Here is a 12,658-nt window from a genome sequence, read left to right as displayed (position 1 = left end):
TTTCCTCAAATCAGCATCCAGCTTCATTCCCCTCACCGTTTTTATACCTTCGATAAGTTTTCCGGCTTTCCATCTTTTTATATCATTCAATCGAAATCCCTCTCCCATGAGTTCGATGCGGCGCTCTCGACGTATTTCGTACAGTAAAGGAGTCACCACATATCCATAATCAACCGCACGTGGGTCTGCTGAAACCATTGCTGTTAAATGTGGCATACCTACACGGTCACGAAGTAAATTAATACTTTTATCCAGATCAGTTTGACTTAGCGTTTTATTAATTTCATACTTCGCCTCTGCATAATTCAGCAATACCTCTGCATATCTAAAAATAAAAGCATCAATATCCGATTGATTCGCAATCTCTTGAACAGGATCACTTGACCGCCCTTTGATTAACCAATATCCACTAGAAGTCTGAGACGTTCCGATCAAAGGTAGCCCATAAGCAAGTGGTGCAACCGTACTCGTACCTATCCGATAGATAAAACCCGGGCTGGCAACCGTTTGCTTATACCGAGGATCTCTATTCTCCGCTTCTTTAGCAGGTTCGCTATCATCCGTTGGAAAAGAAGTCAAACCGCTAGGTTTTCCATCTTTATACAAGTAAGCCTCCATCAGATCCTTACTGACACCTGTATTATTCTCATTTGCAGTACGCGTATAACCTTGCGTCAAAGTTCCAATAATATAAGCCCAATGCATAATCGACTCAGGGTTTGGTTTCAGATCAGTCTGCGTAAATAAATCTTGATAATCTTTATCCACATTTCCTGTAGTATACAAACGGTACTTTCCACCATTTATCAAAGCCTCAGAAGCCGTTAACGAAGCCTGCAGTACAGGCAGTGGATCGCCCAAGCCGTGATACTTACGAAAAGTTCCTTCCCATAAAGCGATTCGTGACAACAAAGCATTTGCAATATCCTTATTTAGGCGCCCCGTTTCTTCAGAACCTTTTTCAGGTAGATTACTCGCGGCATATGTTAAATCCAACAAAACCTGATCCATCACTTCATTACGCTTGACACGAGGTCCATACAATTCTGGAGAGGTCTCATCCAGATCCGATAGTACCAATGGAACATCACCAAAAGCCGTTACTTTTTGCCAATAGAAGAGTGCCCGAAAAAAACGCACTTCGGCAGCATAACGCTCCTTATTGGTCGATTGTACTTGTTCATAACGCTTAAGGAAGTAATTACATCTACGAATCGGGAGCCAGTCATCAGTAGCCCAACCTCCGCCAGCAGAAGGGACTGAAACTGTACCGCCCAACAAAGCATCTGAAGTCGCTGGAAGCATATTATCCGAATTATTATCAGCCGAATAATTGTTCACAAATGGTAAATTATTATAAAATAGATTGGCAAACAATTTTAAATCGTTTTCACTTTTAAAATATGTCACCTCACTAAATTCATTTTTAGGATAACGATCTAAAAATCCATCATCCTTACAGCTATTCAGACTAAAGAAAAGACCTGAAGCGAGCAATATATTCAAATATTTATGGTTGTATTTCATGGCTAGAATGTGATTTGAGCTCCAAAGGAGATATTTTTACTTAATGGATACGCAGTTCTGTCTAATTGCTCTGGATCAAAATTGTCAAACATCTTGGTAAAGGTGAACAAGTTTTCTCCAGAGAAGAATAAGCGGATCTTTTCAATTTTCGCTCGTTTCAAAATCAAACTTGGCACAGAATAACCGATCGTGATATTTTTGATGCGCATATAAGAAGCATCCTGCAGATAACGGGTCGAAGTCACCGTATTACCATTCCCTCCAAAACGGAGACGTGGAAAATACGCATCTTGATTTTCTGGCGTCCAGAAGTCCATTTGATTTTTAGTTGGCACATCCCATTCACCACCACCAAATGCATAAAAATAAGTACCACCTACTACCGCATCACGACGTCCTACACCTTGCAAGAATACCGATAAATCAAAGTTTTTATAATCAGCACCGAAACGCATACCATAGGAGTATCGAGCAGTTTGGTTACCGATAATACGCATATCACCCGAATTACTTAACGTATTGCTACCATTATCAATTTTTTTATCCCCATTCAAATCTTCAAAACGAACGTCACCACCAAGCCACGTTCCCGAAAAAAGTCGTTCTTTATTCAAGCCATCATTCGCTTCGGCATCACTCTGATATAATCCATTGGAAGTGTAGCCCATATTTCATCGATTTGCTTGCCGACATAATGTGACGTTAACTCACCCGTTGGGTTAAGGTCATATTTGGTGATCTTAGCCTTATTATCACTCATATTAAAGCTGACAAAATAGTTGAAGTCATTGATCTTATTGTTGTATTTAACTTCAAACTCCCAGCCTGTTGTTTTCAGATCCGCCGCATTTCTATTAGGAGCTCCAACACCCAGAATCGCTGGCAAAGGCTGTCCACCCACCAACATATCACGGGTATCTCTGCGATATAAATCAAATGAACCACTCAATTTATTGTCCAACAGGGCGAAATCTAAACCGATATTCTTAGACGTTACTTTTTCCCAGGTAAACAACGTACTTACAAGTCCAGGAGCTGTAATATAGGATTGGTTAGCATTTCCAAATATATAATTGGTCGTACCATAAGGCATCGTCGCAATGTATGGGTATAGTGAACCATTAGTCGGATTGCTATTCAAATCAATACTTTGATTAGGTAGTGTACCATAAGAAGCCCTGATTTTTAAATCGTTGAAAGTTGGTTTCAAGAAACTTAAATATTCTTCATTCGAAAGGCGCCATGCAACACTTGCCGAAGGGCTAAAGACATAGCGTTTATCTGCAGCAAAACGTGAAGAACCATCATGTCTACCGTTGATTTCTATTAGATAACGATTATCATATATATAATTAACGCGAAAAAACTGTCCCAAAAGCGCCCAATCCAACGGTAGAGAGCCTACGATAGGCTTATCGTCATTATTTAAATTGAGGTATGGAAAATCTTGATTCAATAGGTTTTTAGCACGTGCACTAAAATTACTATAAATCTTTTCTTCCCTGTTATATCCTGCCATAGCTTTTAGATAATGCTTTTCAGCGAAGGTATTTTCATACTCAGCATAAATATTGATCGCTGTATAACGATCCTTTGAGTTACTCTCAGAAACCCAAGGCACACGGTTATGTGGGTAAGGTCCTACAAGATAAGCATTGTCCGGATTTGTAGGATCTTGACCAGCAGGAACCGCTCCATATTCATCATATGATTTTGTGTTGATCTTATTGTTATAATTATAGCTATTCCAAGTCAAATCCCCAACCACTTTAAAGTTTTTAAGCGGATGAATATTGAATCCCCCAGTCAACCAGATATCGTCGGATTGATAAGTATCACGTCCATTATACTCGTTCATAGCAAATGGATTGGTCGTACTACCCTGGCCCGAGTAATGACCATCTGGATGTCTAATCGGAATATTAGGTCTTAAATCTGTCGCAATACGATCTCCAAAAATACCCTCAATAGCGGCAGATCGCGCGGGCTTGTCATCCTCCTTACGATTTAAACGAACCTTAGCATTCAGATCCAACCAAGAGGTTACCTTAGTCTCCAATCCCATATTGACATTATAACGCTTGTATTTTTGGTTCGCCGATTTAAACAAACCACCTTGATTTAAGTATCCCAGTGAAGTGTGATATTTTATTTTCTCACTACCTCCAGTCAGACCCAAATTGTGTTCGCTCATAGGCGCCCATCCCGGAAACATTTCTTCCCACCAATCGGTATTGCCAACATAACGGTAGCGTGTAGGATTACTTGGATCAATATAGACCGCATTTTCAGGAATTGGATTGGCCATGTATTCCTTCATTTTTTCAATATCAGTATCTGTCCAAACTTCCGATCCACGACCACCACCAGAAAGGTTACCCGTCAGATCCGCATATTTATACATATCTACATATTCTAAAGAATTGACCGTCTTTGGAATAGTGGTCGGTCTGGAAAAACCTTGATTGAAAGAATAATTGACACGTGTTCCCGAATTATAGTTTCCATTTTTGGTCGTGATCAAAACAACTCCATATGCTGCACGTGCTCCATAAATAGCAGATGCTGCTGCATCTTTTAGAACCGTTACGTTCTGCACATCTTGCGGATTGAGCTGATTGGGATCCATCTGAACACCATCGACAAGAATAAGTGGTCCGCCACCATTCAACGAAGTATAGCCTCTTATATTAAAATTAGCACCAGCACCTGGGCGACCATTGGAAATTCCGATATTTAGGTTAGGAACTGCACCTTGTAAACCAGCACCTATGTTCGTAATCATACGATTTTCAAGTACTTCAGAACCAACAGAACTGACAGCGCCAGTTAGGTTAATTTTTTTCTGAGTACCATAACCAACCACAACCACCTCATCCAAACCACTCATAGTTTGGGTCATTGTAATGATTAAATTTGCAGCTGTTGCACGAACTTCCTGAGTTTCATACCCCACAAATGAAACAATAAGTGTCGCATTCTTATCAGCAGTACGCAGTTGAAACCGACCGCCCTCACCACTCACCGCCGTTTGCGTACCACCCTTAATTTTAATCGTAGCACCCGTAATCGGCATTCCTTTGCTATCCACAACTTTACCCGATAGGTTATCCTGCACCGGTTTCTGAGTTTCTTCAACTTCTAAGGATACCGGCTTACTACTAACAATGATCGAACTATTTTTAATTTTAAAATTTAAATTCTGATGCTCAAAGATCTTAGTCAAAACTGTTGATACCTTTTCATTTTTAGCATTAATGGTAACCGGTTTAGCATTAATCAACATACTCTCAGTCACCAGAAAATCATAACCCGTCTGTTTTCTAACCTTTTCCAAGATATTTGCCAGCGGAGCATTTCGCTCCGACAATGTTACATTTTGAGCAAATGAGCTTCCATTCACCCTGAGTACCATGGCAATCATTAATACAACAATCAGTTTCATAACCAATAGGATTTTAGCTACGCCCATAGTAAAAGGCCGTAGATTTGGTCTTAAATTTTCATACATTTGTTAAGTTTGGTTATACGAATATCAATACATTGTCCAGATGGCTGATATTCGTGGTTTATAATACATTAGCAATAAATTAAATCGTCCAAACAAGACCAGGATTTTGATTAGCGTCAATCCTGGTTTTCTTTGATTACTATAGTGGTATAGCTATTCCATCACAATAACCCTCCTTCCCTTGATCTTGAAATGCACCGCATTCGTCAATTCCAATATTTCCAATACCTGATCTATATCCTTATTTCGAGATACCGTACCATTAAATTTTTCTTTAGATATCACTCCTTGAAATGAAACATCGATATTGTACCATCGTGCAACTTTTCTCATGACACTTTCAATACTTTCATTATTGAATCTAAAATATCCCTCTTTCCAAGCCACTGCTTCCTCCAGATCAACTTCCAAGACATCAATTCCATCTTTCTCTTTGTTAACGCGAGACTGCTGCCCTACATTTAAAATTGAAACTACATCGTCATTTTTAACCTTTACACGTCCTTCCAGTAAGTTGTTTTATATACTTTTCATTATCGTAAGCATTGATATTAAAATGAGTCCCCAATACTTCTACAGTCTGTTTTCCGCTGACAACGCTAAAAGGGACTTTTTTATTCGACGCTACTTCAAAATAAGCTTCACCTGTCAAGGTTACCTTTCGCTCCTTTTTATCAAAAACAACAGGATATTTTAAGGATGATCCAGCATTTAACCATACCAGCGTACCATCAGGAAGGTTGATGGTATAGGTTTCTCCGTTCATAGTTGCAACGGTATTTAATTTCATTCTTCCAGTAAATGTATGATCAACCTCATATATCAAATTGCCATCTGCAGCTTTAGTAATCAGAGCACCATCTGCCTTTACCGTTTCACCAGTCTTGATCTCGGATAATTTTATTTCCTTGCCGTCTGATAATGTAAGCGTTGCAGATTGCGTACCCGGCAATATGACAGTATCTACAGCCGCTTGTTTAGGATCACTTCCATTTACATTTCCATTGTTTTGGAAATAAAAAAGCAAACCCATAATAAGGAGAGCTGCGGCCGCAATACTCCACCATTTCTTTGGATATTTTTTATTCTTTGGAAATTGTTCTGCAGTTATTCTATACATAATATTTTCATGCATACGATCGCGGATCATTTCCACATATGGTACATAACCCTCAGGTAGTTCTAAGATATCATCCTTGTGTTCACGATACCAACGGTCAAAATAATCCTGTTCCTCAGGACTAGCTTGACCTAGTTTTAGCTTATAGGCTATCTTCAACAAAAGTTCTTTGTCGTATTCTTGAATCATAATTTGGGGTAATTTGAAGATATAGTACTGAAAAATCAGACCGACCCTTAGTCAAGATGAAAAAAAATTATTTTTCGAATAAATAGAATAACACAAGCGGAGAAATTGTGACCAGATCAGTACGCAATTCTTTTAAAGCTTTGGAGATATGTGCTTCAACTGTTTTTTCTGCAATACCTAATTCAACGGCGATCTGTTTATTAGGCATTCCTTCTTCACGGCTCAATTTGAAAACAATGCGACATTTATCTGGTAATCTATTGATAGCAGCAGAAATACGTTCAATCATTTCTTTTTCTAAAATGGATTCATCTGCCGATGGAAGATTAATCGATGAGGCATAATCGGAAATATACTTTTCTTTTTGCTCAGCCTTACGGTATTGGAGATCCAGCTGTTTAATTACCTGATATTTTACCGCTACAGAAAGATATGTCGCTAATGAGAATCGAAGAACCAATGTATGCCTACGGCTCCATAAACTACAGAATAGATCTTGTACACATTCCTCTGCTATCGTAATATCATCAAGCCGATGAGCCGCAACAACAAGCAATTTGTTCCAATAGCGGTGATAAAGCGCAGAAAGTGCCTGCTCATGATCTTTTTTCATAAGATCAAGCAGTTCAATATCTGAATATTCATCATAACGCTTCATAAGTCGATACAGATTCAATTCTTTGAAATTTGAATCAGAATTGGTTTGAATGATTTGATAAACTTACGAATATCACCGTAGATATAAAAACAATTCTGAAAGTTTACATCAGTACAAAAAATTCATTTAAAAGATAGTTTAAAATCGAAACAGGTCAACCTTCAGGAAATAATTGCAAAATAAAGCTCAATCAACGAACTTTCCGCTATTATTAACCAAGAACAGAGAAACAAAACCTAATCAAATCATTTCACCTAGAGATTTTATTACGATAAATATAAGAGATCGCAGGTATGACCAATACAACAAGTAATAGCAATATAAATGCAATATAAATAAGGTTCAGTGATATTACAAAGAAAGAATTGCTTTTAGCCTAAATAAAGCTAAAACTATTATGATAATGGCGAACTGATAAAGAAAGTGGAGTTTCAATCTTTGGAACTTACCTAATTCCGGATAAAAAAAGATGGTTTTTGGTTATTCGAAAATACTAAAAGAGATGGATAATCTTGTCTGACTATCCATCTCTCTTGCATTTTATAAAAAGAACATATGGCGATAAAAAAGCAAACCACTGATTTAATTCTCCATAGAATTACCTAAATAAAACCAACTTGCTTCCTGAACGTGCTTTACTTTGGTCAATTCAAAAATCAGTTCTTCAATCTTATCGTCACTTTTACCAACGGTGGAAAGTTTTACATTTAATATGACTGTGTTTGCATTCTCGACAGATACATTGCGTAAGACAGATCGTAGCAAATATGTATGTCTATTCTCAATCTGACCAACAATATGACTCCGGATATCCGTTTCATCTTCAACTTTACAGGTTACTTTGATTAAATAAAAGGCTTCCTGTACTTTTCTGCTTTTATACGATTTTAATGCTCCTAACCAATCACTAAAAGGTCCCATTGCAATATGAGTAAACAGGATCGCGCCGGTCACAATAGTAGCTTCGATATATAAGGCCATACCACATAACGTGCCGACCGCGGCCGAACACCAAATCGTTGCGGCGGTATTGAGTCCACGTATCGTCAATCCATCTTTCATGATAACACCTGCGCCAAGAAATCCTATGCCCGTCACAATCTGTGCTGCAATACGTCCTGGATCGCCACCATCTGCACCATATAGGTATACAGATAACAACATGTATGCGGCGGCTCCAATGGATACCAGCGCATTTGTACGTAGTCCGGCGCTCTTGTCCCGCCACTGACGTTCTGCTCCTATTGAAAGTCCTAAGGCAAATGCGATCGCAATTCGAGTAATAAAATCGACCGAATCTAAATAACCAGTTTGTATGAGTAAAAATTGAATGTTCATGCTTGCAAAATATCTTTTTAAAGTTAGTCTTTACTTCTTTAAGTAGATATGAAATCTTCACTTAAAAGAGCTTTATCCAATTATTATGATTTTATGTTAATTTCTACTTCTATTGAGTGCGATCAATAAACTTCTGAAAGGATCAATGACCACGCCCATCGACCATACTTTGTATAAATTCGTTTATGTTTAAGTAGCACTATAGCAATCAAATCGTATATACACAAAATTGTTTTTAGATCATTTTTATTAGATTTAAGGCATGAAGCTTATAATATTTGATTTAGACGGAACATTATTAGATACGTTACAAGATTTGGGTGATAGTTGCAATATGATCCTTGAGCAATATGGTTATCCAACTCATCCTCTTGAATCTTACAAGAAATTTGTAGGGAATGGTGTCCGAATGCTTATCGAAAGAGCACTGCCTCAAGATGCGAGGACAGACGATACTATAACCCACCTACTTTCAGCATTTAAGAAATATTACGAAGAAAAAGCCGAGAGCCATACTAAACCATATGCCGGTATTATTCAATTATTACAAGATCTGCAATCGTCAGGTTATTTAATTTCGATTGCATCTAATAAATATCATGAGGCTGTCCTGCCATTGGTGGCAAAATATTTTTCAGAGATTTCATTTGATCTGATATTGGGTCATCGAAATGGACATCCGGCTAAACCCAATCCTGATATTGTATTCGATACGCTCAATATACTGAACGTAAAACCTGATGATTGTTTTTATGTCGGTGATTCGTCGGTCGATATGGATACTGCCAACAATGCTGGTGTGCAAGCAATCGGGGTCTCATGGGGCTTTCGGGAAGTCGATGAATTGAGGCGACATGGAGCAACATTTATTATTGATGAACCGAAGCAACTGCTGGATATTTTGACATCATCTTCGATATCGTTAAAATAATTAAAACCATAAAAGCACATCGCTACGTTGCATCACCAAGAGTTAGACTCTTTTTATTCACAGTCAACGCGATGTGGCTTTTCATAAGTGTATAAATAATTAGTATTTTAAAACTATCTCTATTCATGCACTATGATTCGATTTTTTCAATATTTCTATAAGAGGCATCTCATTAAAAGATGATATCTTTTCTTCTACTTTCGGGCATCACTTTCAAGAGTTCCATTTTCCCATTTTTATAAGTACCTTCAATAACCGTGTTTTTAAAAGCATGTACTTTAAAATTCACATCCCAGTCTTTTGGCCAAGCCGGCAACATATAAATCTTATCTCCGTCACATTGAACTAACATCTCCTGTAAGGTATTCATCATATTGCCAACACCGTCATAGTCTGGATTCCAATCGTGCGGGCTATCCATGTATCCTTTAAATCGAAAACCTTTTAGATATGCACCGCTACGGGCTTTAATATCTTTGGCAGCTTCTGCTGCAAGACCCAAACGAGCCGCAAAAATTCCTGTTTGATACCAGCATACCCGACCTGGATTGGGCATATTGAAATAGGCTCGCTCAACTTCTTTAATATTGGGTTTATGGATCCCATAAATCCGAAATGGAAATAAACAATATAAATCCGGTGCATCATAATTTGTTCTTTGAGGATTATAAAAAGCGGCATTGTCCACCACAACATTCCCAAGACTATCCTTTTTCTTCGGCAGATCGGGAATAGTGGACAGCATAGTAGTCCAATTCTGTTTATCTTCAGGAGTTAATGTACTTTGAGGTAGTTTTAAAAGTTCTTCTAATACATAATGTAGTCCGGCAATAGAAGGCATATCATTGACAACATCCGTCCAATATGTTTCTAATCCGTGGCTTGGAAAAATATGTAACTTGCCCTGCTCATCTTTCTTAAAACGTGTATTGTAAAACTGAAGTGCTTTTCGTGCCCAAGGCAACGCTTTTGTTTTTAAAAATGCTTCGTCTCCAGTATAGTGATAATAATCGAGCATCATCACCGACATTTCTAAACATTGCTGCCATATATCTTTTGTATATTCTTCAGAATATACATCGGATTCCAATCCAAAATCGCCCATTCCCGGCAAGCCGAATGTACTGATACATTCCTGCATATAGATACCCGATGCACCATAATATTTGTTTGATCTGGCCTCAAAAGTCTTCGCTTGCTTGATATAAAAATCAAAAAACGGTTTCATCATGTCAAAATTACCCTGTGCAAACTGTGGCAGGTATAAAAAGCGCACGTTCTGCCACCAGTAATTCACGCCATAAAATCGATAATCTGCTGAATAATTTTTCTGACGTAAATCTGGCCCATAATAGGCATACTTAGGATCTACATTAAAAATTCCTCCTTGAAATCGAGCAGGAAATTCATTCCGCATCTGACAAGCCATCTGATATTTAGACAGAATATAAGTCTGGGTGTACGTTGATAAACTATCGGAATCATTATTGATATCAATCCATCCTCTATTTCAAAAATTTGTCCACCACCTAGCGGTTTGTTCATAGGCTTTTTTAGGACTAGGAGACTGAGCAATCCATCCAGCAATTTCCTTTTCCCAAGTTGCCGGATCAGGCGTTTGCCGGGTATAGCCGGCTATCCGAATATCAATGTTTTTTAATGGTCTCTTGGTGTGTAAAACGCTATCAGAAAGACTTACTAAACCTGAAGCTTTGATATAACCTCCAAAAGTATTATCCTTCAAGGGATCAATAATCTGATTCGCATAGTCTTCCATTCCTTGTTTCTTAATGTGCACAGGCACACTGCTATAGGCATTTCGGTGATACCAAGCAATAACATCCTTTTTTTTAAGAAAAACATCTGCAGATTCCCAGGCTTCTGCCCCGTCCGGAACTCCGGTTCTATAGAGCCAGGTAGAAGCAAGTTCTTCCATATTGAGCTCATGTTTATTTTTCTCCAGTTTTCCAAAGTCACCTTCACCTGAACTGGTTTTTCACTGTATCCAGAAATATACATTACAGGAGAGTTTGCATCAATAAAGATCTTTAAATTTAACTCCTCTCCTTTTTCCCGGCTAGAATTTTTAATGTTCCTTCTTTCAGATTCAATTCCTGACGGAAGGGCTTCCCTTTAAAAAAAGGACTCTCTGAAAAGGAAATCCTGACCCTTCCTAACTTTAACAGCCGTTGTAATTCAGAATGTGAATCATTGCGCGATAGATATAATAAATCGCCATTCTCTTCTACCCAGACGTTACTGCCTAGACTTCCATTACCAATTGGAACATTACCTGTTTCGTTGATGGATGGTGTATTAAAAATGATTTTATAGTTATTCTTCTCTTCCTGCGAAAACGCTTCGAATATCAGCAATTGAACTATAAACAAGATGGTTAGTCGGAGTCTACTCATTTTTAAAAAATATTTTGAATACAAACTGCAGATAGCACAACTTCTTAAATTATAGAAGATCATTCAAATCAATGTGTCAATACGAATTGATCTATTAATAGTTTGCCTAATCAACTTTTAAAATAAATAGATGCTAATAGCTGCAATTGGTTATTATTAAATTGTTTTTCTTCCTATAAAGCTATAGAGTAAAGTCATAAAGTATACATTCAATATTAACATGAAATGCATGCATTATTAACTTTTTTAGAAAAGGGCTAAATGACTTAGTAAATGATGCTTAATAATTTATCAAAGAGCCAAGAAGAATTACTTTTATAATTTAAACTATCTTTGTAAGACAATCTCTTAACACTGTCAAAATGGATTTTGAAATCTTATTGAAACAAATTGATTTTATAAAAGAAATCGATAAGGTCAAATACATACAACGGAAAACTAAATTGTTCAATAGTAACCGTAATGAAAATGATGCGGAACATAGCTGGCATCTGGCGATGATGGCATTGATTTTGGCTGAACATGCAAACGAACCAATTGATGTATTGAAAGTGGTAAAAATGGTTCTGATCCATGATATTGTTGAAATTGACGCTGGAGATACCTTCATCTACGATATGCAAAAAAATCATGTTAATACAGACCAAGAAAGACTGGCTGCTAATCGGATTTTTGGACTGTTACCTCAAGAACAGTCGAAAGAATTTATTGCAGTATGGGAAGAATTTGAGGCAGGTCTAACTCCTGAAGCTAAGTTTGCGAGAACAATGGACCGACTGGAGCCTCTCTTGCAAAACACTTCAAATAATGGGGGAACCTGGAAAGAGTTTGATGTCGATTACAGTAAGGTATTCGAAAAAAAGAAAATCATTAATGAGGGATCTACTACGATATGGAAATATGCTGAAGAACTCATCAACGAAAGCGTGGAAAAGGGTATTTTAAGAAAAGATTAAACTGCAAATGGCTC

Annotated in this window: 11 protein-coding genes and 1 pseudogene; 2 read left to right on the top strand and 10 right to left on the bottom strand. The window is 37.7% G+C overall.

Going from position 1 to position 12,658, the window contains the following annotated elements:
• From L950_RS11285 to L950_RS11265, 7 genes are all read right to left on the bottom strand, one after another.
• Positions 1-1,506, bottom strand: a 1,506-nt coding sequence (locus L950_RS11285; RefSeq protein ID WP_197086387.1) for a RagB/SusD family nutrient uptake outer membrane protein, incomplete at its 3' end; no start/stop codon positions are given.
• 23 nt (positions 1,507-1,529) lie between these two features.
• On the bottom strand, positions 1,530-2,195 hold the full coding sequence (locus L950_RS30000) for a hypothetical protein (protein WP_197086386.1): 666 nt from the start codon (positions 2,193-2,195) through the stop codon (positions 1,530-1,532).
• On the bottom strand, positions 2,138-5,038 hold the full coding sequence (locus L950_RS11280; RefSeq protein WP_197086385.1) for a SusC/RagA family TonB-linked outer membrane protein: 2,901 nt from the start codon (positions 5,036-5,038) through the stop codon (positions 2,138-2,140). Before L950_RS11280 ends, L950_RS30000 begins: the two co-directional genes overlap by 58 nt.
• A 153-nt stretch (positions 5,039-5,191) precedes the next feature.
• Positions 5,192-5,449: a FecR domain-containing protein gene (locus L950_RS26400; RefSeq protein WP_021189986.1), complete on the bottom strand. Its 258-nt coding sequence runs from the start codon at positions 5,447-5,449 to the stop codon at positions 5,192-5,194.
• A 76-nt stretch (positions 5,450-5,525) separates the two neighbouring features.
• Complete coding sequence (locus L950_RS11275; RefSeq protein ID WP_052764391.1) at positions 5,526-6,347, bottom strand: FecR family protein; 822 nt, start codon at positions 6,345-6,347, stop codon at positions 5,526-5,528.
• Between the two features lie 67 nt (positions 6,348-6,414).
• Positions 6,415-7,005 carry an RNA polymerase sigma-70 factor gene (locus L950_RS11270; protein ID WP_021189985.1) on the bottom strand — a complete coding sequence of 197 codons (591 nt, stop codon included), beginning with the start codon at positions 7,003-7,005 and terminating at the stop codon, positions 6,415-6,417.
• A 582-nt stretch (positions 7,006-7,587) separates the two neighbouring features.
• The gene (locus tag L950_RS11265) at positions 7,588-8,343 is read right to left on the bottom strand and encodes an MgtC/SapB family protein (protein WP_021189984.1); all 756 of its coding nucleotides are present in this window, start codon (positions 8,341-8,343) and stop codon (positions 7,588-7,590) included.
• Between the two features lie 262 nt (positions 8,344-8,605).
• On the opposite strand from L950_RS11265, the gene L950_RS11260 reads away from it, so the two are divergent.
• A complete protein-coding gene (locus tag L950_RS11260; RefSeq protein ID WP_021189983.1) occupies positions 8,606-9,274 on the top strand; it encodes an HAD family hydrolase in 669 nt (222 codons plus the stop codon).
• Between the two features lie 172 nt (positions 9,275-9,446).
• On the opposite strand, the gene L950_RS11255 is transcribed toward L950_RS11260, so the two are convergent.
• From L950_RS11255 to L950_RS35315, 3 genes and pseudogenes are all read right to left on the bottom strand, one after another.
• Positions 9,447-10,691: a glycosyl hydrolase family 95 catalytic domain-containing protein gene (locus L950_RS11255; protein WP_156169660.1), complete on the bottom strand. Its 1,245-nt coding sequence runs from the start codon at positions 10,689-10,691 to the stop codon at positions 9,447-9,449.
• 93 nt (positions 10,692-10,784) lie between these two features.
• Complete coding sequence (locus tag L950_RS35320; RefSeq protein WP_021189981.1) at positions 10,785-11,210, bottom strand: DUF5703 domain-containing protein; 426 nt, start codon at positions 11,208-11,210, stop codon at positions 10,785-10,787.
• A 71-nt stretch (positions 11,211-11,281) separates the two neighbouring features.
• Positions 11,282-11,688, bottom strand: a pseudogene (locus L950_RS35315) (DUF5703 domain-containing protein); the annotation flags it as partial.
• 362 nt (positions 11,689-12,050) lie between these two features.
• Here L950_RS35315 and L950_RS11240 point away from each other — a divergent pair.
• On the top strand, positions 12,051-12,644 hold the full coding sequence (locus L950_RS11240; RefSeq protein WP_021189979.1) for an HD domain-containing protein: 594 nt from the start codon (positions 12,051-12,053) through the stop codon (positions 12,642-12,644).
• The last annotated feature ends 14 nt before the right edge of the window (positions 12,645-12,658 follow it).

Origin of the sequence: Sphingobacterium sp. IITKGP-BTPF85 (genome assembly GCF_001006065.1) — a bacterium.
Lineage (GTDB): Bacteria > Bacteroidota > Bacteroidia > Sphingobacteriales > Sphingobacteriaceae > Sphingobacterium > Sphingobacterium anhuiense.
Note: the sequence above shows the minus strand (reverse complement) of the source record. Positions and strands in the feature narration are given on the sequence as shown.

What these genes read in the sequence shown, in the direction of transcription:
- L950_RS11275 (WP_052764391.1), bottom strand. Translation starts at nt 6,347, where the DNA reads ATGATTCAAGAATACGACAAAGAACTTTTGTTGAAGATAGCCTATAAG.
- L950_RS11280 (WP_197086385.1), bottom strand. Translation starts at nt 5,038, where the DNA reads ATGTATGAAAATTTAAGACCAAATCTACGGCCTTTTACTATGGGCGTA.
- L950_RS11270 (WP_021189985.1), bottom strand. Translation starts at nt 7,005, where the DNA reads ATGAAGCGTTATGATGAATATTCAGATATTGAACTGCTTGATCTTATG.
- L950_RS11260 (WP_021189983.1), top strand. Translation starts at nt 8,606, where the DNA reads ATGAAGCTTATAATATTTGATTTAGACGGAACATTATTAGATACGTTA.
- L950_RS11240 (WP_021189979.1), top strand. Translation starts at nt 12,051, where the DNA reads ATGGATTTTGAAATCTTATTGAAACAAATTGATTTTATAAAAGAAATC.
- L950_RS30000 (WP_197086386.1), bottom strand. Translation starts at nt 2,195, where the DNA reads ATGGGCTACACTTCCAATGGATTATATCAGAGTGATGCCGAAGCGAAT.
- L950_RS11255 (WP_156169660.1), bottom strand. Translation starts at nt 10,691, where the DNA reads ATGCGGAATGAATTTCCTGCTCGATTTCAAGGAGGAATTTTTAATGTA.
- L950_RS35320 (WP_021189981.1), bottom strand. Translation starts at nt 11,210, where the DNA reads ATGGAAGAACTTGCTTCTACCTGGCTCTATAGAACCGGAGTTCCGGAC.
- L950_RS11265 (WP_021189984.1), bottom strand. Translation starts at nt 8,343, where the DNA reads ATGAACATTCAATTTTTACTCATACAAACTGGTTATTTAGATTCGGTC.